The sequence below is a fragment of the Archangium minus genome (genome assembly GCF_044360475.1).
Taxonomy (GTDB): Bacteria; Myxococcota; Myxococcia; order Myxococcales; family Myxococcaceae; genus Archangium; species Archangium minus.
The window spans coordinates 10,231,983-10,258,469 of sequence record NZ_CP043494.1; the positions used below are offsets into that span (position 1 = coordinate 10,231,983).

The 26,487-nt window shown below is 69.2% G+C and carries 23 protein-coding genes; 7 read left to right on the plus strand and 16 right to left on the minus strand.

Annotation, left to right across the window (positions count from 1 at the left end; all coding sequences use genetic code 11):
* Nucleotides 1-2 precede the first annotated feature (2 nt).
* Together priA and F0U60_RS41865 are read right to left on the minus strand one after the other, a co-directional pair.
* Entirely contained in the window at nt 3-2,246 is a 2,244-nt protein-coding gene (gene priA, locus F0U60_RS41860) for a primosomal protein N' (RefSeq protein ID WP_395808427.1), read from the minus strand.
* Nucleotides 2,247-2,460: 214 nt separating this feature from the next.
* Nucleotides 2,461-2,787 carry a hypothetical protein gene (locus F0U60_RS41865; protein ID WP_395808429.1) on the minus strand — a complete coding sequence of 109 codons (327 nt, stop codon included), beginning with the start codon at nt 2,785-2,787 and terminating at the stop codon, nt 2,461-2,463.
* A gap of 411 nt (nt 2,788-3,198) precedes the next feature.
* Here F0U60_RS41865 and F0U60_RS41870 point away from each other — a divergent pair, with 411 nt between their 5' ends.
* Nucleotides 3,199-3,795 (plus strand): head protein, encoded by a 597-nt coding sequence (locus tag F0U60_RS41870; protein WP_395808431.1) that lies wholly within the window; start codon nt 3,199-3,201, stop codon nt 3,793-3,795.
* Here the strand turns inward: F0U60_RS41870 and F0U60_RS41875 are convergent, their stop codons facing one another.
* From F0U60_RS41875 to F0U60_RS41885, 3 genes are all read right to left on the minus strand, one after another.
* Entirely contained in the window at nt 3,796-4,716 is a 921-nt protein-coding gene (locus F0U60_RS41875) for an RluA family pseudouridine synthase (RefSeq protein ID WP_395808433.1), read from the minus strand. It abuts the gene before it with no gap.
* 77 nt (nt 4,717-4,793) lie between these two features.
* Nucleotides 4,794-5,630 (minus strand): Uma2 family endonuclease, encoded by an 837-nt coding sequence (locus tag F0U60_RS41880; RefSeq protein WP_395808435.1) that lies wholly within the window; start codon nt 5,628-5,630, stop codon nt 4,794-4,796.
* A gap of 166 nt (nt 5,631-5,796) precedes the next feature.
* Nucleotides 5,797-6,354, minus strand: a complete 558-nt coding sequence (locus tag F0U60_RS41885; RefSeq protein WP_395808437.1) for a class I SAM-dependent methyltransferase — start codon at nt 6,352-6,354, stop codon at nt 5,797-5,799.
* 62 nt (nt 6,355-6,416) lie between these two features.
* Between F0U60_RS41885 and F0U60_RS41890 the strand changes: the two genes are divergently transcribed.
* Nucleotides 6,417-7,673 carry a hypothetical protein gene (locus F0U60_RS41890; protein ID WP_395808439.1) on the plus strand — a complete coding sequence of 419 codons (1,257 nt, stop codon included), beginning with the start codon at nt 6,417-6,419 and terminating at the stop codon, nt 7,671-7,673.
* A gap of 77 nt (nt 7,674-7,750) precedes the next feature.
* Here the strand turns inward: F0U60_RS41890 and F0U60_RS41895 are convergent, their stop codons facing one another.
* Nucleotides 7,751-8,497 carry a hypothetical protein gene (locus F0U60_RS41895; protein ID WP_395808441.1) on the minus strand — a complete coding sequence of 249 codons (747 nt, stop codon included), beginning with the start codon at nt 8,495-8,497 and terminating at the stop codon, nt 7,751-7,753.
* 205 nt (nt 8,498-8,702) lie between these two features.
* Between F0U60_RS41895 and F0U60_RS41900 the strand changes: the two genes are divergently transcribed.
* A complete protein-coding gene (locus F0U60_RS41900; RefSeq protein ID WP_395808443.1) occupies nt 8,703-9,578 on the plus strand; it encodes a hypothetical protein in 876 nt (291 codons plus the stop codon).
* A gap of 6 nt (nt 9,579-9,584) precedes the next feature.
* On the opposite strand, the gene F0U60_RS41905 is transcribed toward F0U60_RS41900, so the two are convergent.
* On the minus strand, nt 9,585-12,899 hold the full coding sequence (locus F0U60_RS41905) for a hypothetical protein (RefSeq protein ID WP_395808445.1): 3,315 nt from the start codon (nt 12,897-12,899) through the stop codon (nt 9,585-9,587).
* A 21-nt stretch (nt 12,900-12,920) separates the two neighbouring features.
* Here F0U60_RS41905 and F0U60_RS41910 point away from each other — a divergent pair, with 21 nt between their 5' ends.
* Nucleotides 12,921-13,937 (plus strand): glycosyltransferase, encoded by a 1,017-nt coding sequence (locus tag F0U60_RS41910; RefSeq protein ID WP_395808447.1) that lies wholly within the window; start codon nt 12,921-12,923, stop codon nt 13,935-13,937.
* A gap of 67 nt (nt 13,938-14,004) precedes the next feature.
* Here the strand turns inward: F0U60_RS41910 and F0U60_RS41915 are convergent, their stop codons facing one another.
* The 6 genes from F0U60_RS41915 to F0U60_RS41940 all read right to left on the minus strand — a co-directional run bounded on the left by F0U60_RS41915 (nt 14,005) and on the right by F0U60_RS41940 (nt 19,416).
* Nucleotides 14,005-14,373, minus strand: coding sequence for a Rieske (2Fe-2S) protein (locus F0U60_RS41915; protein ID WP_395808449.1), 369 nt, complete (start codon nt 14,371-14,373; stop codon nt 14,005-14,007).
* Nucleotides 14,370-15,383: a fumarylacetoacetate hydrolase family protein gene (locus F0U60_RS41920; protein WP_395808451.1), complete on the minus strand. Its 1,014-nt coding sequence runs from the start codon at nt 15,381-15,383 to the stop codon at nt 14,370-14,372. The genes F0U60_RS41915 and F0U60_RS41920 overlap by 4 nt, the downstream gene beginning before the upstream one ends.
* Complete coding sequence (hmgA, locus tag F0U60_RS41925; RefSeq protein ID WP_395808454.1) at nt 15,380-16,696, minus strand: homogentisate 1,2-dioxygenase; 1,317 nt, start codon at nt 16,694-16,696, stop codon at nt 15,380-15,382. The genes F0U60_RS41920 and hmgA overlap by 4 nt, the downstream gene beginning before the upstream one ends.
* 32 nt (nt 16,697-16,728) lie before the next feature.
* A complete protein-coding gene (hppD, locus tag F0U60_RS41930; protein ID WP_395808456.1) occupies nt 16,729-17,802 on the minus strand; it encodes a 4-hydroxyphenylpyruvate dioxygenase in 1,074 nt (357 codons plus the stop codon).
* Between the two features lie 170 nt (nt 17,803-17,972).
* A complete protein-coding gene (locus F0U60_RS41935; protein ID WP_395808458.1) occupies nt 17,973-18,428 on the minus strand; it encodes a MarR family winged helix-turn-helix transcriptional regulator in 456 nt (151 codons plus the stop codon).
* 58 nt (nt 18,429-18,486) lie between these two features.
* On the minus strand, nt 18,487-19,416 hold the full coding sequence (locus F0U60_RS41940) for an RluA family pseudouridine synthase (protein ID WP_395808460.1): 930 nt from the start codon (nt 19,414-19,416) through the stop codon (nt 18,487-18,489).
* A gap of 110 nt (nt 19,417-19,526) precedes the next feature.
* Between F0U60_RS41940 and F0U60_RS41945 the strand changes: the two genes are divergently transcribed.
* The gene (locus tag F0U60_RS41945; protein WP_395808462.1) at nt 19,527-20,891 is read left to right on the plus strand and encodes an MFS transporter; all 1,365 of its coding nucleotides are present in this window, start codon (nt 19,527-19,529) and stop codon (nt 20,889-20,891) included.
* A gap of 32 nt (nt 20,892-20,923) precedes the next feature.
* On the opposite strand, the gene F0U60_RS41950 is transcribed toward F0U60_RS41945, so the two are convergent.
* The gene (locus F0U60_RS41950) at nt 20,924-22,231 is read right to left on the minus strand and encodes a choice-of-anchor D domain-containing protein (RefSeq protein ID WP_395808464.1); all 1,308 of its coding nucleotides are present in this window, start codon (nt 22,229-22,231) and stop codon (nt 20,924-20,926) included.
* A 165-nt stretch (nt 22,232-22,396) separates the two neighbouring features.
* Between F0U60_RS41950 and F0U60_RS41955 the strand changes: the two genes are divergently transcribed.
* Nucleotides 22,397-23,917 (plus strand): peptidase M3, encoded by a 1,521-nt coding sequence (locus tag F0U60_RS41955; RefSeq protein ID WP_395808466.1) that lies wholly within the window; start codon nt 22,397-22,399, stop codon nt 23,915-23,917.
* Between the two features lie 29 nt (nt 23,918-23,946).
* Here the strand turns inward: F0U60_RS41955 and F0U60_RS41960 are convergent, their stop codons facing one another.
* Nucleotides 23,947-24,273: a hypothetical protein gene (locus tag F0U60_RS41960; protein ID WP_203411833.1), complete on the minus strand. Its 327-nt coding sequence runs from the start codon at nt 24,271-24,273 to the stop codon at nt 23,947-23,949.
* Between the two features lie 161 nt (nt 24,274-24,434).
* Nucleotides 24,435-25,478: a hypothetical protein gene (locus F0U60_RS41965; protein WP_395808468.1), complete on the minus strand. Its 1,044-nt coding sequence runs from the start codon at nt 25,476-25,478 to the stop codon at nt 24,435-24,437.
* 103 nt (nt 25,479-25,581) lie between these two features.
* Between F0U60_RS41965 and F0U60_RS41970 the strand changes: the two genes are divergently transcribed.
* Nucleotides 25,582-26,445 (plus strand): DUF2058 family protein, encoded by an 864-nt coding sequence (locus F0U60_RS41970; protein WP_395808470.1) that lies wholly within the window; start codon nt 25,582-25,584, stop codon nt 26,443-26,445.
* Nucleotides 26,446-26,487: the final 42 nt, after the last annotated feature.

Consider the following 26,487-nt stretch of genomic DNA (forward strand, 5'->3'; position numbering starts at 1 on the left):
GTCTACAGCATGGCCGCTGGATCCACGTCGATCGTGACACGCACGGCGGACGGAATGTCGACCAGCTTCGCCTCTAGCCGGGCGAGCAATGGGGCGAGCGCCGCGTGGGTAGGGGCCTTGAGGAGCAACTGCCACCGGGTGCGACCCCGGATGCGTGAGATGGGAGCGATGGCCGGCCCCAGCAGGCGTACCCCCCACGAGGCCGGAGGCATGTTGCGGCCGATGAAATCTCCGAGAAATCGAGCCACGCTGGCGGTCTGCTCGGCACTCTCGCCCTCGAGCCGAATCGCCGCCATGCGCGTGTAGGGCGGCCAGGCGAGCACCTTGCGCCGCTCCAGCTCCCGCTCGGAGAAGCCCTCGAAGTCGTGGGTGAGCACGCGCTTCACGGGGTCTGCCTCCGGGTTGTACGTCTGCACGAGCACCCGCCCCGGATCCTTCCCGCGTCCGGCGCGGCCAGCCACCTGGGTGAGAAGGTGGAAGGTTCTCTCAGAAGCGCGGAAGTCGGGAATGGCCAGCGAGGTGTCCGCCATCACCACGCACACCAGCGTCACCCCGGGGAAGTCGTGCCCCTTGGCCACCATCTGCGTGCCCACCAGGACGTCGATCTCCCGGCGGGCGAAGGACGCGAGCATCTCCGTGAGGCGCTCGGCGCTGGAGGCCGAGTCTCTGTCGAGCCGGGCCACGCGAGCCTGGGGAATCCGCTCGGCGACCTCGGCCTCCACGCGCTCGGTGCCGATGCCCATCTTGAGCAGCGGCCCGGTGCACTCGCGGCAGTGCTCGGGCACGGGGTGGGCCACGCCGCAGTAGTGGCACACCAGCCGGTTCTGCGAGCGGTGGTAGGTGAGGCACACGTCGCAATCCGAGCACTTCACCGAGGTGCCGCACACCTCGCAGATGAGGAAGGTGCTGTGGCCCCGGCGGTTGAGGAAGAGGATGACCTGCTGGCCGCGCCCGATGGTCTCCGCCATGGCGTCGAGCAGCGGCGCGGAGAGGATGGGCGCCTCCTCCTGCACGAGCGGCTCGCGGGGGCGCTCCTGGCGCAGGTCCACCAGCTCGATGGTGGGCATGGGCCGGTCATCGACGCGGTTCTTCAGCTCCAGCTTGCGGTAGCGGCCTCGACGGGTGTTCTCCAGCGTCTCCAGCGAGGGCGTGGCCGAGCCGAGCACCACCACCGCCCCAGCCTGCTTGGCGCGCACCACGGCCAGGTCGCGCGCCTGGTAGCGCAGCTTGTCCTCCTGCTTGAAGGACGGATCATGCTCCTCGTCCACCACGACAAGGCCGAGGTTCTCCACGGGAGCGAATACCGCCGAGCGCACGCCCACGGCGATGCGCACCGTGCCCTTGCGCAGGGCCTGCCAGTGGAAGAGGCGCTCACGGTCCTTGAGGGCCGAGTGCAGCACGGCCACGTCCGCGCCGAAACGACTGCGAAAGCGACCCACGAGCTGCGGCGTGAGGGCGATCTCCGGCACCAGGATGAGGCTGCCCTTGCCCCGCTCGAGGTTCCGCTCCACGGCGCGCAGGTACACCTCGGTCTTGCCGCTGCCGGTGACACCGTGGAGGAGGAAGGGCTGAAAGCCTCCGGCGTCAACGGCCGCATGGAGCTCCAACACCGCGGCGGCCTGCTCGGGAGTGAGCTTGTCGGGACGACCTTGCGCGAGGCCCTCCTTCACGCCCGGGGCAATGACTTCCTCATCGATGCGGACGAACCCCCGCTCGACGAGCTTGCGCAGCGTCTCACGCGCGCCGGGGATGGCGTGGGCCACCTCCTCGATAGGGGCCCGGCCTCCCACGGCGAGGAGATAGGCCAGCGCGGCGGACTGCGCCGGGGCACGACGGAGGACAGCGGGGGCCTCGGCGACGAGCGCCACGGCGAACTCCTGCACGTCCGGCTTGGCCTCCTTCTCCTCCTCGGCCTTGGTGAGCCCGGGGGGCAGCGCGCTCTTGATGACCTCGCCGAGCGGGTAGCGGTAGTGCTCGGCGGCGAAGCGCAGGAGCGCAATCAGGTCCGGCGGGAGCGACGGCGAGTCCTCCAGCACCTTCATGATGGGCTTGAGCTTGACGCTCTCGCCCTCGGGAGGAGGCGCGGCGGGCCCGAGGAAGAAGCCGAGCGACATGCTGCGGCCAAAGGGCACGAGGATGCGTTGGCCCGGCGACAGACGCCCGGAGAGGCCGTCGGGGACGACATAGGTGAACTCGCCCCGGACGGGACGGCCAACGGCGACTGAGGCGAGGTTCGAGGGGCTCACGGCGACTGGGGACCACTGTAGCGGCGGCCACTGACACCGGTAGTTTCCGGCCGCGCTTCCCACCGTCCACACATGAGGACTCACCCACAGTGGAGCAGGAAGCCCTTATGGGAGGCCTCAAGCCCGCAAATGACTGCGCGGCGAGCCAGACTCCGAGGAGTCCAACCCGCCGCGCTCAAGACGGCCCACGCAGGGGCCGCGCTTCTTCACTCCGTTATGCCCTCAGCGGCTTCACGTTCCGCGGGCACTCCCAATACGTGTACTCGCACGTGGCGTTTGCGGGATCGCACGGCACCCGCATCACGGTGACGAGCTCACACGGGTGCTTTGGCTCGTCGAGCACCGGGCTCACCGGAACCTCGACCGGCGAGAGCGGCTCAGCGCCGTGGCCATCAAAAGGCTGACCGGCCTGCCTCGAGACTCCTCCTCGCGTCTGCTCCTCCTTCGTCTGTTGCGTTGGAGCCGCCGACGGCGTGCACACCACCGGCAGCACCGACGCCGTCCCCAACACCGCCCCCAACACACACAGCTTCGTTCGCATGGAACCTCCTGGCCGACTGACCCCCTCCTCCACGCCGATGGCGCGTCGGTTACGGTTCAGCGGCAAGGACGCAAACTACTCGCTGCGTCTGACATGCCCTGAGGCCTCCCCCACGGTGGAGCCACGCTCCTCAGTGGCTCGCTCGTGCCCTTTATCTCCTCTAATTTCAGGCACTTACAGAGCTACCTCCGGAGCGCGGGCCCACATCGGCCCACTCCAGCGGTCATGTCTTCGTCAGGTGGCGAACGCCGCGTGAAGCCGGACAGCGCCTCACGCTCGGAGCAGGGCCAGGGCGCAACGTGGCGCACGTGACATGGTAAAGCCCACGAGCCCAACACGAGCCGCCACAGGACTCTCGGCCCCGGACACCTGTCGCCTTTCCCATGACCAACCCATCGCAGGGGTGTCTCCATGAGCAAGCGGAATCTCACGATGGACGTGATGGACCTTCTCGCGCGAATTCGCGCCAATACTCAATCCGTGGAGGAACAGGAGCTTCTCGAGGTAGCCATCAACGCGCTCCTCTTCATCACGTCAACGGGCCAGCGGTACGCCTTCGCGGACTTTCTCGAGTACCTCGAGTCCAACGCTCCGCCTCCCGTGGTGGCCTCCTTCAAGACACGCGAGGAGGCGGAAACCTGGCTGAACAGCCAGTCCGAACCACCCGATTCGACTCTCGTACTGATCTCGGGCCAATACCACACCGTCACATACATCCGAGAGCTGAACCATCGTCGCCTGATCCCCCTCGCTGTTATCGAATTCCACCTCGGTCGACTCAAGCGTGAAGGGCTCCCTCCTGCCGTGGCCTCGTTCGATACACGTGAAGCGGCGGAGGCATGGTTCACGAGTCAGACCGAACCGCCCGCGCAATCCCTCATCACGATTTCAGGCGAATCCTATCTCGCGGTGCACCATCGCAATGTCAACCACCGCGCGCTCTACCCGTTCTCGATTGCCATGGATGAAGAGGAGCAGAGCGAGAACGATGCACAGGGGCCACAATAGTCACGCTCGGAGCAGGGCCAGGGCGCGCAAGAAGTCCTCGGGCAGCGGCGCCTCGACGCGCACCACGCCCCCCGCAGCGGGGCTCGGCAAGGACAGTCGCACCGCATGCAGCGCGTGCCGGCCAATCTCCTTCGCCGCCGGGTGCAGCCGCGTCTCCTCGGGGCCATACAGCGAATCGGCCAGCACGGGGTATCCCGCCTCGGCCATCTGCACGCGAATCTGATGCGTGCGTCCCGTCTCCAACTCCACCTCCACCAGCGTCGCGCCCTTCAACCGCTCGCGTACTTCGTATGAGAGCGCCGCGCGCCTCGCCGAGCGCACCTTCGTCGTGAAGCGCCTGGGGTCCTTGGGATCCCTCCCGTACGGTGCCTCGAGCCGATCGCGCTCGGGCGTTTCTCCCAGCACCAGCGCCCAATAGCGCTTGTCCACGCGCTTCTCCTGGAACGCGCGCTCAAGCGCGCCCACGCCCTCGTCCGTGCGCGCGAGTGCGAGGCAGCCGCTCGTCTCCCGGTCCAATCGGTGCACCACTCCGGGCTGCGCCACGCCCTCCACGTCGAACGGCGGCATCCTCGCCGCCACCAGTTCCACCACCGAGGGCACGCTTCCCCCCTGGGGCTCCACCACCAGGCCCGCAGGCTTGTTTACGATGATCAAGGAAGCCTCGTCGTGGAGCACGGGCAGCTCGGGACCCTCGACGGAGCGCCTCGGAGGGGCACGCGGCGGAGGGCGGCTGAGCTCGATCTCCTCTCCGCCCCAGAGCTTGCGCGAGTTCTGGCACTTCTTGCCGCGGATGCGCACATGGCCCTGCTCGATGAGCACCCGCGCCCGCTCCAGCGAGAGCCCTGGCAGGTGCGCCGAGAGGAACTTGTCGAGCCGCTCACCGGCGGCCTCGCGGGGAACGGAGATCTTTTGGAGCGACATGAGACCCCTCTTCTACGGCGCGGCCCTCCGAGAAACCACCGGGACCTCCAGACCGCTCCAGGCCCCGGCGTCCCCCTTCACCCCCCACGCTGCCTGAGACGCTCCAGTTCGGCCTGTGACTCCGCGAGGCGGCGCTCCAGCTCCTCCCGCCGCCGCGTCTCCTCCGCCAGACGCCGCTCCGCCTCCTGGCGCAGCTGCTCTGCCTCCTCCAGATGCCGGGCCTCCTCATCCGCGCGCCGCTGCAGCCCCTCCATCATCTCCTGCATCCGGGCGATGAGCTCCTCGTATTCCAGCAGCAGCGCGTGCCCCGCCCAGAAGCGCAGCCGCCCCTCCTCCACCTGCAGCTCCAATCCCAACACCTCCGAGCTGTAGCGACCCTGCTCCGGGGTGATGGGGACGTACTCCCTCGCCTCGGTCGACGGCAGCCGATAACCCTCCAGCCGCTGCCGGGCCCGGTCGTAGATGAAGTACTCGGGAATACCCAGCCGCGCGTAGCGCCTCACGTTGTACTCGGCGTCCTTCTTTCGGTCGCCGCCCACGTGAACCTCCAGCACCCAGTCCAGCCCCTTACCCTCCTGGCTCACCACCCACTTGTTTCGAGGGTGTGTCTCGGCGTCCAGCACGGCCAGCAGATCCGGCGCGAAGCGGCGCTCGGCGGGGTAGTACACCGGCAGTTCCGTGCCCAGGTACACCCGCCGCCGTTGCCGGGAGAAGTACCCCTTGAGGGCCTGCAACGCGCCCATCTTCGCCTGGGAGTGCAGGTCTCCCTCCGGCATCGCCATCTCGTCCCACGTCACCTCCCCAGGCAAGGCTTCCACCACCCGGGCCCGCTCCTCCTCGCTCATCCTCGCCCACTCTTCCCGAGAGGGTGCCCGGGGATAGGCGTCCTCCCGCTCCTGTTCGTCCCGTGCCATGTCCGCCAGGGTGCGGCGCGCGGCGGGCCCGGTCAATCGTCCCCGCGGTGTCGGTGAGCAAGCGGTAGGCCATGTGACACAGGCGTGCCCCTCCGAGTGGGCATCACCGGGAAGTGCGATGAGTCCCCTCCATCTTGCGCCCGTCGTGTCTCATCCAACGGACGATTCAGGCGCGCGCCACCAGCCGGGCCTCGTGTCGACCCGCTTCCGTCCAGCCCTCGGTGTACGAGACGATCTCCAGTCCCTGGACCAACCGGGGCAGCTCGCCATCCTCCAACAGGAACCGCGCCGACGGATGCGCATGCCGCTGCAGATTGCTCTGCGTAGGTTGCGCGAAGACGAGCAGTCCACCCGGCGCGAGCACCTTCGGAAACTCGGCGAACAGTGGCCGCCAGAGGAAGTTCAAACAGAGCACGACATCGAAAGGTCCGGACGGAAGGGGTTCCACCTCCACGTCCAACCGCTGCAGCCGAAGCCCCACTCCCGCCTCGCGCGCGGCCTCCCCGGCCCGCTCGAGCGCGACATCCGAGATGTCCGCCAGGGTGACGTCCAGGCCTCGCCTCGCGAGCCACAGGGCTTCATGCCCGGCTCCTCCCGCGACGTCGAGCGCCCGGCCCGTGCTCGGGAGTTGGCCCGCGAGCGAGCGAAGGAACCCGGACGGGTCTCCTGTCCCCGCCTGTTCGCGGTAGCGGGTGTTCCATCTCTGCCGATCCTGCTCGGACATGACCCCTCCTCGGTCCCGGAGGGCCGAGCCTACTCCGTGCATACGGGTTACGCTTGCCAGGCATGCAGCCCACGTCCGTCCCCTCTTCGGACATCCGCCGCCAGCTCGAGGGCCGCTTCGACGCGCTGGAAGCGGCGCGGAAGCCCTATGCGGAGCTGGAGGGGCTACTGCGCTCCTGGAAATGGGAGCGCCTGCTGCATGCGAACCTGGAGTTGCTGCGAGAGGTAACCCGCCAGGAGCCCGTTCTTGAGGAGTTGCTCGTCCGTCTCCACAAGCGCGCGGAAGCGGAAGCCTGGCCCGAGGAAATTCCAGAGCTCCGTCTCTCACGCGAGCTGGAGGCTCGCCGTCAGCGGCTGGGCGCGCTCATCCACAAGCGGCTCCGCTGGCCGACTCCAGAGGGCTCCCTCGCGGAGGCGCTCGGTCAGCTCGCTCAGCATGTCCTCCAGGGCATCCCCTCGCCCCTCCACGCCCGGGAGCGGCTGCTGTTCCGGGGAGCGTTCAGACCGAGCCTGAAGTCCCCCTTCTGGCTTTCCCTCTCCATCCCGCTCTCCCTCCATTCCTACCCCGCCGCTGGAGCCCTGTGGCTGCTGATGGCCCTGCTCTGGTTCGGTTTCCAGTACCGGCGCTCCGGAAACTGTTGGCTCACCCAGGAGCGGCTCGTGTGGAAGCCTCGGAACGGTCAGCCCGTCCAGGTGCTTCTGCGCTCCATTCCTCCCCAGGGCATTCGGCGCATTCTCAACAGTGTGCACGTGGAAGTGGAGGACAGCTTCCCCATCCAGCTCGAGTCCCTCGCAAAGACGGATGCGGAACGGCTCATCACCTTGCTGGAGCTCTATCGTCAGCCCCCGCTCCTCGGTGCCGCCGTATCCGAGCGTCCGCTCGACGCCGTCTGCATCCCGGGTCTGCGCCGCAAGGTGCCCGGTGGCGCCTGGGTCGAACCCCACGTCGAGCCGGGTTGTCTCGTCATTCGTCCCGACCGGATCGCCTTCATCCCCACGCAAGATGGAGCCAGCGTGCTCGCGGCACTCGGCGGAACATGGAGTGCCCCCCTACGCTCGGGACTCCCGGTCTCGCTGCTCTTCGAACAGCTTCGCTGGTTGCCCGAGGCCGACTTCGACAGGCTCCTCGCTCATGCGGCCGGGGAGTCGGGCGGGCTGTTGCTCCAAGCACGTGAGCTCCGCGCGAGTCAGGGAGAGGAGAACGACACCCTGTACCTGCTCTCACAGGATGGCGTGGAGCTCTGTGGCAAACCCGGCCAGGAGGGGCGAGCGGAACTCTCGCGCCTGTGGAGCCGCCTGCAGGACGCCGGGCTCCGGTAAGGCCAGGACTCTGAAACAGTCCCCGCACGACCCTCACCCCGACCCTCTCCCAGAGGGAGAGGGAGAGGGGGCAGTGCTCAGAAGAGCGTGTCGGCGATCTTCGCCCGCGTGTCACCCGTGAGCACCGTGAAGCGCAGCACCCGGTCCTCTCCGCGCCACACCTCGATGGTGCGCGGCAGCGCCCCACCCGTCGCCGGCGAGGAGTAGTCCAGCAGGCGCACGTCCCAGGCCGTGCCCTTCGCGTCCTTGTAGCGCAGCCGCGCCGGCCGGAAGTCTTCCTTGTACACCCAGAACTGCGGCTTGCCCTCGCCCTGCGGCCCCAGCACGTACACCACGTCGCCGCCGAAGCGCGCCAGCGATGTCGAGCGCGGCTCGATACCCAGCGAGCGCAGGTGCGCTTCCACCACCTCTCGACTCTCCTGCACCGTCCCCGCGCGCACCGCCAGCACCGCGCACACCTGCTGAATCGCCTCCGACAGCGCGGCGATCTCCGTGCCCTCGACTCGCTTGCGGCCCCCAGAGGACACCGACGCCACCGTGTTGCCCTCCGGCGCCTTCGCCTCGAACCGACAGCGGCCCGGCAGCTTCATGTACACCGAGCCGTCTGCCTCGATGTCCGGCCGATCCGTGGGCAGCCCCAGCGCCGCTCCGGCCTCCTTCACCGCCGGCCCATAGAAGTGCAGCGAGCCATCCACCTTCAGCGAGGACAACTGCTGCTCCGCGTTCGCCGCGGACATCCGGCGCAGAATGGAGCCCCCCGGCAGCACGTATGCGCCCGCACTCAGCGCCGCCAGCAACCCGATGACAGAGAGAGCGCGCTTCATCACGACCGCCCCATCGCAATCCCGCCCCGCGTCCACGACAGGAGTGTCACCGTGTCGACGCTCGGCGACATCTCTTTCGGAAGGGCCTTCGTGGCCCATACGACACACTGGCGGATGAGGGGTTCTCTCGTCGATGGGGTGAACATGGGGCGGCGAATCTAGTGATGGCCCACCCCTCCATCAAGACAGTTAGGATGTGCCCCCCATGTGGCATCGCCTGACGCTCCTATTGGCCGTCCTTCTGTCCACCCTCTCGCTCGCCCAGGAGGACTCCGGGGTCGATACCTCGCGCCGTCCGCAAGCCGAGGACCTGAGAAACCTCACGAGTGCCCGGAGCGTCGGCATGGGCGGCGCCTGGCGCGCCCTGGGCGTCGGGGCCGAAGCGGGCACCGGCAACCCCGCGTCCCTCGCCGCCTTCCGCACCTACCGCATCGAGCTGACCGGCGCCTGGGACTGGGTGGGCAAGGATGCGCTCGGCATGGTGGCCGTGGCGGACTCGTCCACCAGCATGCTCGCCGCCGGAGTGACCTACCAGCTCATCTCGCTCGGCAAGGGCACCCAGCGAGCCACCGCTCACCTCAACACGCTGGCCCTGGCGGTGCCGCTGGCCAACAGCCTGATGATCGGCGTCTCCACGCGCTACCTGCTCATGCGCGGCGCCCGGCAGGCCAACTCCCTCACCGCCGACGCGGGCCTCCTCGTGCGCCCCAGCGACGCCTTCTCCATCGGCGTCTCCGCCCACAACCTCATTGGCACCAACAACCCCGAGCTCACCCGGTACTACTCGGCCCACGCGGGAGTATTTGCCGGCCTGCTCACCGTCGCGGCAGACGTGCGCGCGGACTTCGAGACGAACGACCGCACCACGTTCACCTATAGCGGTGGACTGGAGTACGTGCTCGGACAGAACTTCCCGCTGCGCGCGGGCTACACGTGGGATGGTTTCACCCGCTCCTCCCAGCTCGGCGTGGGCATCGGCCTGATGACGGGAGGTGGCGGCATCGACCTGGCCTACCACCATGACTTCGGCGGAGAGCAAGGACGGCTCGTCGCCCTCACCTTCAAGGTGCAGGTGCGCTGAGCGCACTCAGCCGCGCAAGGGGAGGTAGCGCTCGGAGGCGGAGAAGCGCACCAACTCCACCAACTCCTGCTCGCTGGACTTGAGGGCGCGCAGCGCAGCCACGGCGGGCCCCGGGCCTCCACAGGCGACGAGCCCCGCGCGGTTGGCCGAGTGGCGGGCCGCCTCCGCGAGCGCCGAGGCATCGAACTCCCGCAGGGCCGACTCCATCAGCGCCAGCGCGCGCTCGCGGGACCGGGGATGCAGTGCCTCGCGCACCACCCGGGACTCGGTGCCGAACTCCGTCCCGCCGCGCAGCACCGAGGAGAGGATGGCCACCGCACGCAGCAGCTGATCCTTCTTCAGGCAGCGCAGCGCGAGCAGATCCGGCCCGAGGCAGGACAGGGCGCGTCCGGCGAAGAAGCGCAGCTCCGGCTCCGGCAGCACCTGGCGCACCGCGGACCGGCCCACCAGCAGGCGCGGCGCTCCCGGGTGGACGAGCGAGAAGGGAGGGCCCTCGTCCTCGGAGATGAAGACCTCGGGGAGCTGCACGTCGAGCAGGCGGGCGACGGACTGTAGGACCTCCAGGGCCGCGCGAGCGCCCTGGCCCGAGTCCGGACGAAGCGGCTCGGAGGAGCCCGCGGCCCTGCCGAACGTGGGGAAGAGGCGGCAGAGGGAGTAACCCACGGAGGCGAGCAGCTCGCCCGCGGGGTTGCGCAGACCGGGGTGGCGCAGGCCCGCGCGCTCCTCGCGGGTGAGCGTGTGGCGCGGAGGCCGGGGCACGGTGCCCTTCTCCCCCGCGAGCGCCGCGGCCACCTCCGCCATCAACGAGCCACGCGCCGTGTCGCCCCGGCTCACGAAGAAGGCCGAGAGCTCCCGATACGCCGCCGCGTCGAGCGGACGCTCGCGCACGCGCTCGATGGCCGCCGGCCGGGTCGTCTCCAGCGGAGCCGGAACCGGAGCAGGTGCTGGAGCAGGTGCTGGAGCAGGTGCTGGAGCCGAAGCGGGCTTGGCGGAAACGACGGGAGCGGGAGTCTCCGAGGCACCGGGCGATGGAGTCGCGGCTCCGACCCGGGCACGGCGGCGCACCGGGTCCATCTTCCCCGGAGGCGCCTCCCAGGCGATGACCCGGGTGCTCTCCACGGCCATCGGAGCAGAGGGAGGCTCGGGCGCGAGCTGGGGCGGAAGAGGACTCGTAGGAGCGGCGCCCTTGCTGGCAGTGACCACGGGCATCTCGAGAATGGTAGGCGCGGACTCGGGAGGGGGAACGGGGACCGGCGCCTTCGGCGTGGGCGTGAGCTCCACCGTGCCGGGCGGAGGCACGAGGATGGCGGTGCGCGACCCGCTCGGCTCCCGCTTGGGGACGGCGCTGCGAGGCGGCTCGGGGTGCTGCGAAGGCATCGCACGCTCGGCGATGGCCTTGCGCAGGTTCTCCGCTCGGTTGGCGTACACCTGTGCACGGGCCGTGTCCCCGAGCACCTCGCGGCAGAAGCGCGCGAGACGATCCCAACTGGCGAGCCGCGCCTCATCATCCTCGGTGGCGGTGGCGGCGTGCTCCATGGCCCACGCGGCCTCGCCGTTCTGTCCCAACGACACGAGGCGATCCACGAGCAGCAGCCACGCTTCCCTGTGACCAGGCTCAAAGCGCACCGCCTGGCGCAGCTCGGCCAGCGCGGCCTCGCGGTCCCCCGTGGCCTCCAGGGAGCCCACCAACTCCAACCGGGCCTTGCGCGCCGCCGGTCCGCGCGGCTCGCGAGCCAGACGGGCACGCAGCAGGCGGCTCAACCCGACCTTGTCCCCGAGCTGTCGCGTCAGCTCCAGAAGTTGATCCTGCGCGAGGAGATCCTCCGGGTTCTCCGCGAGCACCTCCGACCACGCCCAGTGGGCGAGCCGTGCATCGGCGAGCGACCCGCCGGCGAGCTCCGCGAGGCGCCGCAGCCCCTCGGCGCGGTGGGCGGTCCGGCGGGGCACGGCGGCGAGCGCGACGCGCAGACGCTCGGCGGTCCGGGCACGGTCCGCCTCGGGCGCGCACCGGGCCAGCCCTATCAAGGCCGGGAGCGAGTGAGGGGAGATGGCCACCACCGCCTCGAAGTCCGAGCGAGCACGGGCCAGCTCGCCAATGGCCAGCAGCCGCTCGCCTCGCGCCAGGAAGGCAGCAGCACGCGCCCGGGGGTTGCTCGCGCGCTGCACGGCTTCGTCGAGAACACGCCGCACCACCCAGTCATCGCCTTCGGCGCGCTGGGTCAGGAGCCGCACCTGCTCGGCGAGCGCGGCCTGGTCCCCCGTGAGAGCGACAATCTGGCCATACACCCGGGCCGCTTCCGCGGTGTCCTGCAGCTCGTCCTCGAGCAGCTCGGCGAGCCGGGTCAGGGTCTCAGCGCGGACCACCAGGTCCTGCGTGCGCTCGGCCTGGGCCAGGTAGAACTGCGCCAGCTCGCGCCAGCTCCGGCGCGCGATGAGCTGGGCCTCGAGGCGCGTCTCGTCCGGGTTGGCCTGCCGGGGCACCAGCTGGCGGGAGGGTTCGGTGTCCTCGTCGCTGCTCCAGGCCACGGGCGCATCCGTCCTGGGCCCCGCCGGTGGCGGAATGAGCGGGGACACGGGCCGGAGCGCGGGCCCCTCGGGGGGAGCCTCCCCAGCAAGCGGAGAGGGCGACTCAGCGGCCTGGGAGGTGATCTCCTCGTCCTGCAGCCAGGCCGCGGGCTGCTCGAGGAGGGTGGCATGCCGCTCGTCGTCAGGCTCCTCGGGAGCCACGGCTCGGGGCTGGGAGGAGGCTCGCGGCGTGAACCGCGCATCGGGCGGACCGGAGGACTCCACGGTGCGCTCATCCTCTGACCAAGGCGAGGAGGACTGAACAAGCTCACCGGTCTGCTCGCGGGGGAGCCGACGGAAGAGGGCCTCGAGGAGCCGGCGGGCGCGGCGATCCTCGGGGGACTCCTCGACGAGCGCCTGGAGCACCTCCACCGCACGAGGGAGCTGCTGCACCCGGCGCAGCACGCGAGCGAGCTGTAGCCGGACGGCGCGGCGGGTAGGGCCCTGGGTGTGGCCGAGCGAGGACGAGAGGAGCGCGATAGCGGAAGCCTCCGTCCCGGCGCGCAGCGAGAAGGCGACGAGCGTCGAGGCCAGACGCGGCGTCATGGGCAGGGAGCGACTGGCCCGAACCAGCTCGCCGAAAGCCCGTGCGGCGTGTCCTTGGTTGAGGAGACGGACGGCGCTCTGGCGGTGACGTTCGACGAGCTCGGACACGCCTGTGCCGTCCCCGACTCGGGGCAGGCCAGCGGGCGAGCGCTGGTGCGTATCGGCTGACTCCGACGAACCGGCGTCGTTGCCGTTTCTCACGCCACCCATGGGTGCGGCAGTCTACACAGGATGAAGCCTCCGGTCGTCACCACCCTCCTTCCCGCCCGAAACGCCGAGAGCACCGTGGCTCGCGCCGTGGAGAGCCTCCTCGAGGGGACCCTGCGTGAAATCCGGGTGTTGGCAGTGGATGACGGCTCCACGGACGGGACGCGCGCGGTGCTCGAGAGGCTGGCGGCGAGGGACGCCCGGGTGGAGGTGCTCGACGGGGAGGGCCGGGGCCTGGTGGCGGCGCTCAACCTGGCGCTCTCGCATGCTACCTCCCCCTACGTAGCGCGGATGGATGCGGATGACGAGGCACTCCCTCGGCGGCTGGAGGCGAGCGTCGAAGCACTGGAAGCGGACCCGGACCTTGGCGGCGTGGGCACGAGCGTGGAGCTGTTCCGCGAGGACCAGCCGGTGAGCCCCTCGATGCGGGACTACGCGGCCTGGCTCAACGGGCTCACCACCTCCGAGAAACTCCACCGGGAGCGCTTCGTGGAGAGCCCCATCTGCCACCCCTCGGTGTGCTTGAGACGGGAGGCGGTGGTAGCAGCCGGAGGGTGGGAGCACGGCGACTTCCCAGAAGACTACAACCTGTGGCTGAAGCTCATCGACAGGGGCCACCGGATGCGCAACCTGCCCGAGGTGCTGTTGCGCTGGAGGGACAGCACGGGGCGGCTGACGAGGACGGACCCAAGGTACGCGCACAAACGATTCATCTGGGTGAAGGCACGCTATCTGGCGCGCAGCCGCGAGGTGGCGGGACGACCCCTCACGGTCTGGGGAACAGGGCCAGGAGGGCTCATCCTCACGCGATTCCTGTTAGCGGAGGGGGCGCGAGTGGAGCGCTTCATCGACGTGCACCCGAGGAAGGTGGGCACGCGCATCCACGGGATACCGGTCTACGCGCCGGAGTCACTGGGAGCGCCGCCGGAGGACACCCACCTCATCGCGGCGGTGGGAGTACGAGGCATCCGAGACGAAATCCGCGAAGCCCTCACGAGCCGCGGTTGGAGAGAAGGAGAGCACTTCACCTGCGCCGCATAACGCGCCTCACTCCCTCTCCCTCTGGGAGAGGGTCGGGGTGAGGGTATCCGCCCCCGTGCTCAACCCCTCAAGCCGTGCGCACCACACCATTCTCGACCGTCACGGGCCAAGGCGTCAGCCGAGCACCCGTACACGGGCCGCCGACGCACGCCCCATCCTCAATGCGGAAGAGGGCGCCATGCCACGAGCAGGAGATCAACCGGGCATCGGGAGTCAAATACCCATCCAGCTTCTGCGCGAGCGGAAGCCCCTGGTGAGGACAGCGGTCCACATAGCCCCGGACGCTCTCTCCGGTGCGAACCAGGAAGCCATGAAAGAAGGCCTCATCAATCTGCAGAACAAAGTTGCGCGCACCGGGGTCCGCGAGCGAGTCGAGCGTGCAGAGGGCAACGCCAGCAGGAGTCTCGAAGACGCGAGTGCGCGGCCCCTCACTCATCCGCGAGGCTCCGAGACGACCTGATCAATCGCACCGAAGAGGGAGCGACCCGCCTCGTCCAGCATCTCAATGCGCACGCGGTCACCGTGGCGGAGGAAGGGCGTCTTCGGAGCCCCGGATAGGAGCGTCTCGACGGTCCGCACCTCGGCGATGCAGGAATAGCCGAGCCCTCCGTCACGGATGGGCTTCCCGGGACCGCCATCCGCATCGCGGTTGGACACGGTGCCCGAGCCGATGATGGAGCCCGCGCACAAATCGCGCGTCTTGGCGGCGTGAGCGATCAACGTGCCGAAGTCGAACGTCATGTCGACGCCCGCGTCCGCGCGTCCGAAGGGCTCACCATTCAAAGAGACCCGCAGCGCGCCGTGCAGCTTGCCCTCACGCCAGGCCCCGCCGAGCGCATCGGGAGTGACGGCAACGGGCGAGAACGAGGAGGCCGGCTTGGACTGAAAGAACCCAAACCCCTTGGCGAGCTCCGCCGGGATGAGGTTCCGCAGCGACACGTCATTCACCAGCATGACGAGCCGGATGGCCCGAAGGGCCTCTTCGCGCGAGGCCCCTTGACGCACGTCTCCGGTGATAACGGCGACCTCGCCCTCCAGGTCACAGCCCCAGCTCACGTCCGCGAGCGGGATGGGCTCCCGAGGGCCAATAAAGCCGTCCGAGCCGCCCTGGTACATGAGCGGATCCGTCCAGAAGCTCTCGGGCATCTCGGCCTTGCGCGCCTTACGCACGAGCGCGACGTGGTTCACATACGCCGAACCATCCGCCCACTGGTAGGCGCGAGGCAGCGGCGAGGCGCACTCCGCCTCGGAGAACGGCGTCCTCGGCGATTCACCCCGGTTCAGCGCCGCGGCGAGGGCCCGAAGCGGCGCCTCACAGCGCTCCCACTCATCGAGCGCGCGCTGCAACGTCGGCGCGATCGCCGAGGCATCCGCACACCAGGCCAGGTCATCCGAGACGACGACCAGGCGGCCATCGCGTCCCGACTTCAGCGAAGCGAGCTTCACCGCGTCACCTTCTCCGAGCCCATGCCGGGCAGCCGAGCCTTCGGGAACTCCGACCAGCAGGCGTCGTAGTCGCGCTGCAGGGTGGGCGTCTCCATCGCGAAGCGCGTGGGGGCGATCACCCAGCGGCTCTCGAACATGAACGCGAGCGTGTCAGTGATCTTGTGAGGCGCGAGCCGAGCCTCCACCGCACGCGTATAGGTCTCGCGATCGGGGCCGTGGCCGCTCATGCAGTTGTGCAGCGAGGCGCCGCCGGGCAGGAAGCCCTCGGCCTTCGCGTCGTACGCACCATGCACGAGCCCCATGAACTCGCTCATGATGTTCCGATGGAACCAAGGCGGGCGGAAGGTGTTCTCGGCGACCATCCACCGCGGCGGGAAGATGACGAAGTCGCAGTTGGCGACGCCGGGGAGCTCGCTCGGCGAGGTGAGCACCGTGAAGATCGACGGATCCGGGTGGTCGAAGCTCACCGTGCCGATCGTGTTGAAGCGTGACAGATCGTACTTGTACGGCGCGAGGTTGCCGTGCCAGGCCACAACGTCGAGCGGCGAGTGGTCAAGCTCGGCGGCCCAGAGGCGGCCCTGGAACTTCTGGATGACGCGCGTGGGCCGGTCGACGTCCTCGTACGCAGCGACCGGCGTGAGGAAGTCGCGCGGGTTGGCAAGCCCGTTGGCACCAATCGGCCCGAGCTCGGGGAGCCGGAACAACGCGCCGTAGTTCTCACAGATGTACCCGGCAGCCTCGCCGTCGGGCAGCTCGGCACGGAAACGCACGCCGCGCGGAACAACACCCACCTCACCCGGAGCGAGCCCGAGCACGCCCAGCTCGGTCACGAGCCGGAGCTTCCCGGACTGGGGGACGATCAGCAGCTCGCCATCAGCGTTGTAGAACACCGTGTCGGTCATCGACCGGTTGGCGAAGTACTCGTGAACCGCCACGCCCGCGCCCAGCGACGGCGAGCCGTTCCCGCCGAACGTGACGAGCCCCTCGATGAAGTCGGTGGGCTGGGACGGACGCGGGAGCGGGCTCCAGCGCAGACGGTTGGGCGTAGCGGGCACCTCGGCGAAGGGACCGCTGCGCAGCAGTCCCTCCGGGAGCGGACGGAACGAGCCGTGGCTCGAGCTCGGGCGTATCCGGTAGAGCCAGCTCCGGCGGTTCTCGCGCCGCGGCGCGGTGAACGCCGAACCCGACAGCTGCTCTGCGTAGAGGCCAAAAGGCACACGCTGGGGAGAATTCTGTCCCTCCGGCAGCGCCCCCGCGACAGCCTCGGTCGCGAACTCGTTGGCAAACCCCGACAGGTATCCGTCCATCGCCATGTTCCCTCCGCGGATTGCGCTCTGGCGGCCGACTACTTCTGGGTGCTCACCTTGATGACGCCGCGCCGGATCTGATCCAGCTCGATGGACTCGAACAGGGCCTGGAAGTTCCCGTTGCCGAAGCCCTCGTTGCCCTTGCGCTGGATGATCTCGAAGAAGATGGGGCCGAAGAGGTTCTCGGTGAAGATCTGCAGCAGGAAGCCCTCCGTCTTGCTGCCGTCAATGAGGATGCGGTTCTTCTTCATCCGCACCAGGTCCTCCTCGTGGCCGGGCACCCGCTTGTCCACCAGCTCGTAGTAGGTCTCGATGGTGTCCTGGAAGATGACCCCGCGCTCGCGCAGCTTCTCCACCGTCCCGTAGATGTCGTTGGTGGTCAGCGCGAGGTGCTGGATTCCCTCACCGTTGTACTGGCGGATGAACTCCTCGATCTGCGACTTGTCATCCTGGCTCTCGTTGAGTGGGATGCGGATGGCGCGGTCGGGGGCGATCATCGCCTGGGAGAACAGGCCGGTCGCCTGGCCCTTGATGTCGAAGTACTTCTGCTCGGTGAACCCGAACACGCGGTTGTAGAAGCTCGACCAGGTGCGCATCTCGCCGCGGCGCACGTTGTGCGTGAGGTGGTCGAGGATGTCGAGGCCCGTGCTGTTCTTCGCCTCCATCTCCTGGGCACCGGGAATCTGGCGCCAGTCGTCATAGAGGGAGCCCTTCTCGCCGTAGCGGTCGACGAGATAGAGGAGGCTGCCACCGATGCCCTGGAGGACATAGCTGTCGGGGCCCAGCGTGCCCGCGTTCGGGTCCGCCGGACGAGCGCCACGCTCGATCGCCATCTCGTAGGCCTTCTTCGCGTTGGCCACGCGGAAGGCCATGCCGTTGGCCGACGGGCCGTGCACCGCCCGGAACTCAGCCGCCTGTCCGCTCGGCTCGCGGTTCACCAGCAGGTTGATGCCGCCCTGCTTGTAGCGAACCACGTCCTTCGTCGGGTGCGTCGCGTAAGCCGTGAAGCCCAACCGCTCGATGAGCTCAATCATCTTGCCGGGCTCCGGCGAGGTGAACTCAACGAACTCGAAACCATTCAACCCGAGGGGATTCTCCGCCGTGGCGCTCATGACCTGTGACCTCCGTAAACGGCCCAGATAGTAACATCTGAAACTATTGAACAAATAGTAACGTCTGAAACTAAATCCGCAAGACACCAGATGGGAGCCTGTTGAACCCGGAACGGGAGTGCCGGGCGATTGGTGCCTGGAAAGCGGACGGGTAGAGCCGACGCGGCGCGTCAGCGGCGAGCAAGCACGCGCTCGGCAGCCGTCTCCAGGCGGCGGAGCACGTCCTTCAAGGCAGAGACCTCCCGCTCGCTGAGCCCCTCGAGCACTTCCGCCTCCAGCTCGAGCGCCGCGGGTGCGACCCGGGCATAGAGCTTCTGCCCCTCGGCAGTGAGCGAAAGACGGAGGGAGCGAGCGTCCGCGGCGTTCGTCACGCGACGCAGGAGCTTGCGACGCTCGAGCACCTGGGCAGCGCGGCTCACCGTCACCTTGTCCATCTTCGTGCGGCCGACGATCTCCTGCTGGGTGAGCTCGCCGTCCTGCGCCAGCACGGTGATGACGCGCCACTCGTGCATCTTGAGGCCGAAGTGCTCCTCGTAGGCCCGAGCGATGACCTGGCTCACCGCGTTGGAGGCGAGCGAGAGTCTGTACGGAACGAATTCGTCGAGCTTGATGTGAGAGCGGGCCACGGTACGTCCACAGGGTAAGAGGAGGCGGGGGCGGGAGCAACCAGGGCTTCTTGGGGAATCAACGAATGGGCCCCACGGGAGCAGTGACTCCCGCGGCCTCGAAGAAGCGCGCGAGGTCCTCCGGCACGGGCGCCTCGAACCGCACCGGCTGGCCCGTGCGCGGGTGTCCCAGTTCCAGCGCCTGTGCGTGCAGGAGGCAGCGCGGAGCCGAGAGCCCTCCCGCCTGAGCCGCGCCTCCGTAACGCTTGTCCCCGAGGATGGGCGCGCCCAGCGCCGTCAGGTGCGCGCGCAGCTGATGGGTCCGTCCCGTCTGGGGCAGCAGCTCCACCAGACAGAAGTCCGTGCCCGCGTGCAGCACGCGGTACTGCGTGAACGCGGGGATGCCATTGGCCGCGCGAGTCGCGCGCCAGCGCCCCGGCCGGGACGGGTCCTTCGACAGCGGCAGGTCGATGGTCCCCTCGGACGGTAGCGACACCGGCCCCACCGCCGCCAGGTAGCGCTTGCGGGCCCGGCCCTCGCGGAACTCCTCCGCCAGAGCGGTCGTCGCTTGCGGCGTCTTCCCGAACACCGTCACCCCGGACGTCTCCCGGTCCAGCCGGTGCACCAACCCCGCGGGTCGCTTCAGGTGCTCGCCCACCTTGTCCACCAGGCTGTCCCCGACCCGCCCCTCCGTGGGCTGCGCCGTCATCCCCGCCGGCTTGTCCACCGCGATGACATCCCCGTCCTCGTGCAGCACCCGGAGCGCCTGGACTGGGGCCGGTGCCGCCGCGAGCGGGCTCTGGCCCCCCTCCTCCAGCACCACCGTCACCACCTGCCCCGCGGTCAGCCGTGCCCCCGCGTCCCGGCTCCGCCGCCCGGCCACGTACACCGCTCCCACGCCCACCAGGCGAACGGCCTCCTCGCGCGGCACGCCCAGCTCCGCCGCCAGCGCCTCTCCCAGGGAGCGGTTCACATGGGCGGCTTCGACTCGAAAGGTGCGGCGCTTCATCGGTGGGGTTTCCTCTTGGGGTCGTCAACAGGGAAGATACGGCCCTGGACATGGAAGGCATCAAGAAAGGTCATGGCGGCGGCAGGGAGACCGGGCATACGAATCCCGGAATGGACGCCTCCGATGGTCTCCCTACTCCCCGTCGATACTGGGCGATTGTCGCCATCGTGCTCGCGATCTCCATGGCCGTTCTAGATGGAGCGATCGCCAACGTCGCGCTGCCCGCCATTGCGAGGGATTTGAACGCCTCGCCCGCCGCGTCGATCTGGATCGTCAACGCCTACCAGCTCGCCATCGTCGTCTCCATCCTCCCGTTCTCCTCGCTGGGCGACATCGTGGGCTACCGGCGAGTCTTCCAGGCGGGCCTCCTGGTGTTCACGCTGGCCTCGTTGGCCTGTGCGCTGTCGGGATCCCTGGTGGGATTGACGCTCGCTCGAGTCCTCCAAGGCTTCGGCGCCGCCGCGGTCATGAGCGTCAATGCGGCCCTCGTCCGCTTCACCTACCCGAATCGGCTGCTGGGCCGGGCCATTGGCATCAACGCCCTGGTGGTCGCGGTCTCCTCCGCCATCGGCCCGACGATTGCCTCGGCCATCCTGTCGGCCGCATCGTGGCCCTGGCTCTTCGCCATCAACGTGCCGATGGGAACTGTCTCACTGCTCATCGCGCGCCAGGCGCTACCGCATACCCGGCGCTCGGGGCTCCCATTCGATTTCACGAGCGCGCTGCTCAATGCCCTGACGTTCGGGTTGCTCATCATCGGCCTCGAGAGCCTGACGGCCAGCGCGCTGCCCGGTGCCCTCGCACTCGCCGGTGGACTCACCGCGGGTGTCGTGCTGGTGCGGCGCCAGCTCTCGAGGACCTCGCCGCTTGTCCCCGTGGACCTGCTGCGCATCCCCGTCATCGCCTTCTCCGTGGTGGCATCCATCTGCTCCTTCTCGGCGCAGATGCTCGCCTTCGTCTCCCTGCCCTTCTACTTCCAGAATGTCCTGGGGCGCAGTCAGGTGGAGACCGGGCTGTTGATGACGCCCTGGCCAGTCGCCGTCGCGGTCATGGCGCCCATCGCGGGGCGGCTGGCGGATCGCTTCTCCGCGGCCATCCTGTGCGGTGTGGGATCACTCCTGCTGTCAGCGGGATTGACGCTGCTCGCGCTCCTGCCGGCACATGCGTCCAACAGCGCCTTCGTCTTCGGCATGGCCCTCTGTGGCGTGGGCTTCGGGTTCTTCCAGTCACCGAACAACCGCGCGATGCTCTCCGCCGCTCCGAAGGCGCGCAGCGGCGGCGCTGGTGGCATGCAGGCGACGGCCCGGCTGCTGGGGCAGACGTGCGGTGCCACCCTCGTGGCCGTGTGCTTCCGAGCGTTCTCGAGCCATGGGCCCACGGTGGCCCTGGGGCTCGGAGCGTGCGTCTCGGTCGCGTCGGCCGTGGTCAGCACCTTCCGGCACCATCGGCAGGTCGACGTCCAGGTGGCACCGTAACGACAGGCCGCCTGGACGCCGCGTGTTTCAACTCACCGGAGGGAGACACCGAGCGGGCGCGAGCGCCCCCCACTGGATCCGAAGAGATTACGGCCTGCCGGTGGCGAACCGAAGCCGCTCCCATTGTCGTAGGACAGAGAAAGGACACCGTAGCTCAGGCCCTCCCGTAGCGGTGCGAACGTCACGATCAGCGTGCAGCTCGCGCCGCTCTCGAGCGTCGTGCCGCAGGTGCCTCCAGTGCCTGGATAGGCGCCCCCCTTGAAGTCGAAGGGCAAGCTCAGGTGATGTGACGTAGGCGTAATACTGGTGGCGGCCGTCTCTCCTGTATTCCTGACCGTGAAGGTGTGCTCCGCGACCGCTCCGACGGCGACATCGCCAAAGTCGAACGGGTCCGTATTGGAGAGGGAGTCGGTAACGGAGAGCGAGGCGGGAGACACAACCGAACCGACGAGGGCGAGCGGGAGGCTCCGGAAGGAGATGCCATCCTCATATGAGATGGACAACGTGGTCCTCGCCGAGCCCGGCTCGGAGGCAACGAAGCCCAGGACGAGAGTGCAGCTCTCTCCAGCCGCCAGGGTGATCCAGCACGTGCCCCCCGTTCCAGGCTGGTAGCCGCCCTTGAAGGAGAAGGGCGCCGGAGGTGTACGAGCCGAGAGCTGGATCGCGTCCACATCGCCGGTGTTCGTCAGGGTTACGGTGCGCCAACTCTGCCGTCCCTGAACCAGTCCCCCGAAGTCAACGCTCGCCGACGCGACCTGCACGAGCGCGGGAGCGAGCCCCTTCCCCGCGAGAGTCCGGACGACGGCCCCCTCCACCGGCCCCGTCGCGAACCGCACCGTGAGCGCTCCATTCGCGGCTCCGCGCGCAGTGGGCTGGAACGCCACCGCGAACTGGCACGAGGCCCCGGGGGCAAGCTCCGCCCCGCACGTGCCTCCGATGCCCGGGAAGGTGCCGCCCGCGAACGAGAACGGGGTGCCCGACAGCGACACCGCCAACGACGTCACCGTGCCCGCGCTTCGGTTGCGCAGGAAGAACCGACGCTCGGCCGTGGTCCCGATGAGGGACGGGCCAAAGTCGAACCCAGGCGCATCGGAGACCTCGATCGCCCCCGTTTCCGAGGAGCCCGAGTCCCCTCCCGAGCCTGAACCCGAATCGGTACCTGAGCCCGCGTCCGGATCCGGCGAGACCCTGCCCCCATCCACGAGGACGTCACCGCCTTTGTCGGCACCATCGCCGCCGGAGCCAGTCCCCGTCTCAGACGGCGAGCCTCCGCAGCCAGCGAGCGCCACGACGGACGCAAGACCCACAATCCACGGCCTGAAGAACACTCCCATCGGCATTGCTTCCCCCTTTGCACTGGCCCCGCACATCCAGCGGGGAACAGGCGGCGTGCTCTATCCAACATCGCCTTCTGGAGGGGAAGCCCCTTCATGAAACGAACGGGGCACGCTCCACGTGCTCGGGCCTTTTCCCCCGAGGCCGAACTGTCTACCTTCCGGCCCCCCATGGACCGTCCCCTCCCCACCCTGCGCGCGAGCTTGGACGACTTCCTCGCCGAGCTGGCCACCCTCCAGTACCGCCATGCCGCGGGCCTCGCCCCAGAGCTCCCTCTGCGCGAGCTCTACGAGGACTCGCCTGAAATCGCCTCCCCCGAGGCCTTCGCCGCCGCCACCGAGGCCGTCCCCAAGGCCCAGGCCAAGGGCGACTCGCTCGGCGTGCGCCGCCTGCGGCTGCTGCGCGACTTCATCGCCACCCAAGTCGAAGAGGCCCTCGCCGCCCCCGACGCCGAGGCCGTAGCCCAACTGGAGGCCCGCGCCCGCCTCCCCGTGGATGACCAGACCCTCTCCTTTGGCGAGGCGCTCGGCCAGCTCCCCCACGAGCCGAACCGCGGCCGACGCGCCCTGCTCGAGAGCGCCACGGGCGGCTTCCTCTGGGACAACCGGGGCCGCTACGGCGCCCGTCGCGAGGCCGCCTTCCGCGTCACCGAGAAGCTGCGCGCCCCCAGCTACGTCGCCCTGCGCGAGGACGTCTCCGGCATCGAGCTGAACAAGCTGGCCGAGGCCGCCGAGCAGACACTGCGCCTCACCGAGGACGCCTACCGGGACGTGCTCGGCTACGCCCTCAAGAAGGTGGAGCCGCTGCTGCGGCCCCTGCCCTCGGGCAACGCGCGCAGGCACGACCTGCAGGCCGCCACCCAGGTGCCGTGGATGAGCGGCTTCTTCCGGCGCGAGGACGGGCTGCCCGCTGTCATCCGGTGGCTCGGCGAGTGGGGCTTCCACCCGTCCGCCGAGGGCCGCATCCGCATGGACGACGAGGAGCGGCCCGGCAAGGCCTCACGGCCCTTCACCGCCGCGGTGCGAATCCCGGGTGAGGTGCGCCTTGTCTTCCAGAAGCGCGCCGGCATGGACGCGCTGGGCAGCCTGCTGCACGAGTACGGCCACGCCCTGCACCACGCCCACGTGTCGGAGCAGCTGCCGCTGGAGCTGCGCCGGCTGGGAGACGCCTCGGTGACGGAGGCCTTCGCCATCCTGCTCGAACGGCTCCTCACGGACGAGGAGTGGCTGAAGCGCTACCTGCGCCTGCCCTCGGCCACCGCGCGAGACGCCACCCGCATGGCGGCCTTCCAGGGACTCACGGTGCTGCGCCGGCACTGCGCGAAGCTGTCCTATGAGCTGTCCCTCTACACGCGTGGGCCCTCGCCCGATCGGGCCGACGAGTACGCGGATGCCCAGCGGCGCGCGCTCTTCGTCGAGCCGCACCCGGGCTTCTTCCTCTTCGACGTGGACCCCCAGCTCTACGTGACGCGCTACCTGCGCGCCTGGGCGCTGGAGACGCGGCTCACGGCGCACCTCACCGGGCGCTTCAACGAGGACTGGTGGCGCAACCCCACCGCGGGCCGCTGGCTTCAGGGCCTCTTCGCACGGGGCGGCACCGACGACGCCGAGGCGCTCGCCAGCGAGATTTCGGGAAAAGGACTGACGCTCCCCGAGGCGGGTGACCGCCTCGTGGCTCTGCTCAATCGCTGAGCGTCAGCCCGGGAGAGAGACGCCGGGGACTACTTCTTCTTGCGCAGCGCGCGGACGATCTTGTCCTTCGTCGCGTTGGCGCCAGTCGTCGCCTTCGGCTTGCTGGCCGACTTCGTCTGGCCCGTGCGCTCGCGCATGGCCTTCATGAGCTGCATCTCGATGAGGAGCAGCTCGTCACCCAGCTCCTCGTTGTTGCCCGCGGCACGAGGGAGCGGCGCGCTCTTCTTGGCGGCCCCGGCACCGTGCCGCATGCGCAGCACCTTCTCCTCTTCGGACGTCAGGGTCCGCGCCTTCTCCAGCGCTACCTCGACCTCCTTGGCCGTCACCGTCGTGCTGCTACCGACCTTGCGCTCCATCTCCGCTCCCTTGCAGTGGGCACCTGAACATCCGCTCATGTCGGACGCGTCCGGGCCCCAACCGGAGAGGATTGTAGAGAACGCAAGAGTTGGGTCAAATTTTCTTCCAACAGGCCGCTCCCTCCCTGTAGCGGCCTGCTCCGCACAGAGCACCTGACGCGTCAGTTCCCCTCTTCGTCCCCGGGCTCGTCCGCGGGACCGCCGGCGGCACCGGGCGCGTTGGCGCCCTCGGGCTTGTTGCGAGGGATGCCGAAGCGATCCAACGCATCCGCGATACCCTGCGGCTTGTCCGCGTCCGGAAGAAAATTCTCCGGCGGCTGCAACTTGGGGTCCTGACCAATCTCACTCAGGGCGGACTCCAACACCATGCGCAGCTCGGCGGCGCCCCCGGCGTCGTTGGCGGGGACAGCGATGCGCCCGTCCAGGCGGACCTTGAGGACGACGGACGTGGAGGCGTCCACCAGCACCTCACCGCTCAGCGACTTGGGAGTGCGATTCTCGAAGAAGGCCAGGCGGCGCTTGGTGGTCTCGTCCCGGCCGCCCTTGGGCTCCAGGAGGGCGGGCAGTACCACCGGCGTGGTGCCCGTGTTGCCTTCCGGACCCAGGTCCACGGAGTAGCGCCAGGCGGTGCGGCCCTCGTAGGTGACGGTGCCCTGAGGCGACAGGAGGATGCGGCCGCGGAAGAGCGAGTCCACATCACGGATGGCGCCGGTGAGCTCGGCGCGGGTGCGCTCGGCCATGCCGCGGTCACGCAGACGCTGGCGGAAGGTGCCGTAGCGGTTGCGGGCGTACACCTTTCCCCCCACGCGCATCACCTCGAGGCCCTGGTCGCGACTGTTCTCCAGCACACCATGGAAGTCGCCGCTGACGCCGCCCGGACCCGCACGGAAGGTGCGCGTCTCGGTGAGCTTGACGGGGGTGGTGCCAGGGGCGCCGGCCCACTCGTAGCTGACGGTGGCCTTGTAGGCGTGGGGTCCCAGGCGCTCGGTGACCTCGGCGGCATCCATGGAGAGGATGCGGCGGGCCACCCGGGGGTTGTCAGCGACGTCCTCCGGTGGAAGCTTCTCAGCAGCCGAGGCCACCACCTTGGGAGGGTCCTCGGGGGAGAAGATGCGAGCCTTGGCCGCCTGGTCGACAGGGTCCTGGCAGGCCACGGCGGCGAGCGCCAGGGCGGCGGCGATGGCGGACTTCGGGAAACGGGTCACGGTTCCTCCGGCTCCAAGCGGGGGGTTGCCCAAATTACGGGGTGGGTGATGGAGCGGCAAGGGACGGCTTGCGCGCGCCAATGTACGGGATAGAACGCCACCTATGCAGAACCTGCGTGACAAGCTCTTGAAGGCCGGCCTGGTCTCCGAGGACCAGGCGAAGAAGGCGGAAACGACCACAGCTCAAAAGGCTGCCCGCCCCGCTCCCACCCAGGCGCCCCGACGCGAGGGCCCGCCCCGTCGTGAGTACGACGAGCGTGACTCGCAGGGACGCGAGGAGCGGCCGCCGCGCCGCGAGGGCCAGGGAGGACGTCCGCAGGGCGGACGGCCCCAGGGAGGCGGTCGTCCCATGGGCGGTGGGGGTGGCCGTCCCCAGGGAGGCGGTCGGCCCCAGGGAGGACGTCCGCAGGGTGGGCGTCCAGGCGGAGAGCCGACGGGCGGCATCGTCCCCAAGCTGCCGCCGCTGCCGGGCTCGAAGGCGGCCCAGCGGATGGAGTCCAAGAAGCAGGTGGAGCAGGACCGGAAGCTGCGCGAGCTGGTGCACGGCGGGCAGGTGCCGGTGGACGTGGGCGCCACCGTCTTCTACTTCATGACGCGCAAGGGGAAGCTGCGGCGGCTGGAGCTGACGGAGACGCAGGCGAAGCAGCTCGAGGACGGCACGCTGGCGGTGGTGGAGCGGCCGGAGCCGGCGCAGATCGAGCACTCGCTGGTGCCGGCGGCGGTGGCCGAGCAGATGTACGCCATCTCGAAGAAGTCGGTGCGCTTCCTGAACCGGAAGGAGCAGCCCATCGGCTTCATGAGTGACGACGAGGTGAAGGAGAAGCAGGCGGCGGAGGCGCGAGGCGAGGAGCCGCAGGCGGAGGAGGACGACGAGTCCACCGAGGCTGGCGAGGAGTCCGCGCAGGCCGAAGGCACGGCGACCCCCGAGGGAAGCCCCGAGGGCGGAACAGAGCCCACGCCGTCCTGAGTTGTCACCGAGCCCCCACCCCTCTCCCTCTGGGAGAGGGAC

Bases quoted from the DNA above. Each gene is read 5' to 3' on its own strand.
- F0U60_RS41865 (WP_395808429.1), bottom strand. From the start codon at position 2,787: ATGCGAACGAAGCTGTGTGTGTTGGGGGCGGTGTTGGGGACGGCGTCG.
- F0U60_RS41870 (WP_395808431.1), top strand. From the start codon at position 3,199: ATGAGCAAGCGGAATCTCACGATGGACGTGATGGACCTTCTCGCGCGA.
- F0U60_RS41875 (WP_395808433.1), bottom strand. From the start codon at position 4,716: ATGTCGCTCCAAAAGATCTCCGTTCCCCGCGAGGCCGCCGGTGAGCGG.
- F0U60_RS41880 (WP_395808435.1), bottom strand. From the start codon at position 5,630: ATGGCACGGGACGAACAGGAGCGGGAGGACGCCTATCCCCGGGCACCC.
- F0U60_RS41885 (WP_395808437.1), bottom strand. From the start codon at position 6,354: ATGTCCGAGCAGGATCGGCAGAGATGGAACACCCGCTACCGCGAACAG.
- F0U60_RS41890 (WP_395808439.1), top strand. From the start codon at position 6,417: ATGCAGCCCACGTCCGTCCCCTCTTCGGACATCCGCCGCCAGCTCGAG.
- F0U60_RS41895 (WP_395808441.1), bottom strand. From the start codon at position 8,497: ATGAAGCGCGCTCTCTCTGTCATCGGGTTGCTGGCGGCGCTGAGTGCG.
- F0U60_RS41900 (WP_395808443.1), top strand. From the start codon at position 8,703: ATGTGGCATCGCCTGACGCTCCTATTGGCCGTCCTTCTGTCCACCCTC.
- F0U60_RS41905 (WP_395808445.1), bottom strand. From the start codon at position 12,899: ATGGGTGGCGTGAGAAACGGCAACGACGCCGGTTCGTCGGAGTCAGCC.
- F0U60_RS41910 (WP_395808447.1), top strand. From the start codon at position 12,921: ATGAAGCCTCCGGTCGTCACCACCCTCCTTCCCGCCCGAAACGCCGAG.
- F0U60_RS41915 (WP_395808449.1), bottom strand. From the start codon at position 14,373: ATGAGTGAGGGGCCGCGCACTCGCGTCTTCGAGACTCCTGCTGGCGTT.
- hmgA (WP_395808454.1), bottom strand. From the start codon at position 16,696: ATGGCGATGGACGGATACCTGTCGGGGTTTGCCAACGAGTTCGCGACC.
- hppD (WP_395808456.1), bottom strand. From the start codon at position 17,802: ATGAGCGCCACGGCGGAGAATCCCCTCGGGTTGAATGGTTTCGAGTTC.
- F0U60_RS41940 (WP_395808460.1), bottom strand. From the start codon at position 19,416: ATGAAGCGCCGCACCTTTCGAGTCGAAGCCGCCCATGTGAACCGCTCC.
- F0U60_RS41945 (WP_395808462.1), top strand. From the start codon at position 19,527: ATGGACGCCTCCGATGGTCTCCCTACTCCCCGTCGATACTGGGCGATT.
- F0U60_RS41950 (WP_395808464.1), bottom strand. From the start codon at position 22,231: ATGCCGATGGGAGTGTTCTTCAGGCCGTGGATTGTGGGTCTTGCGTCC.
- F0U60_RS41955 (WP_395808466.1), top strand. From the start codon at position 22,397: ATGGACCGTCCCCTCCCCACCCTGCGCGCGAGCTTGGACGACTTCCTC.
- F0U60_RS41960 (WP_203411833.1), bottom strand. From the start codon at position 24,273: ATGGAGCGCAAGGTCGGTAGCAGCACGACGGTGACGGCCAAGGAGGTC.
- F0U60_RS41970 (WP_395808470.1), top strand. From the start codon at position 25,582: ATGCAGAACCTGCGTGACAAGCTCTTGAAGGCCGGCCTGGTCTCCGAG.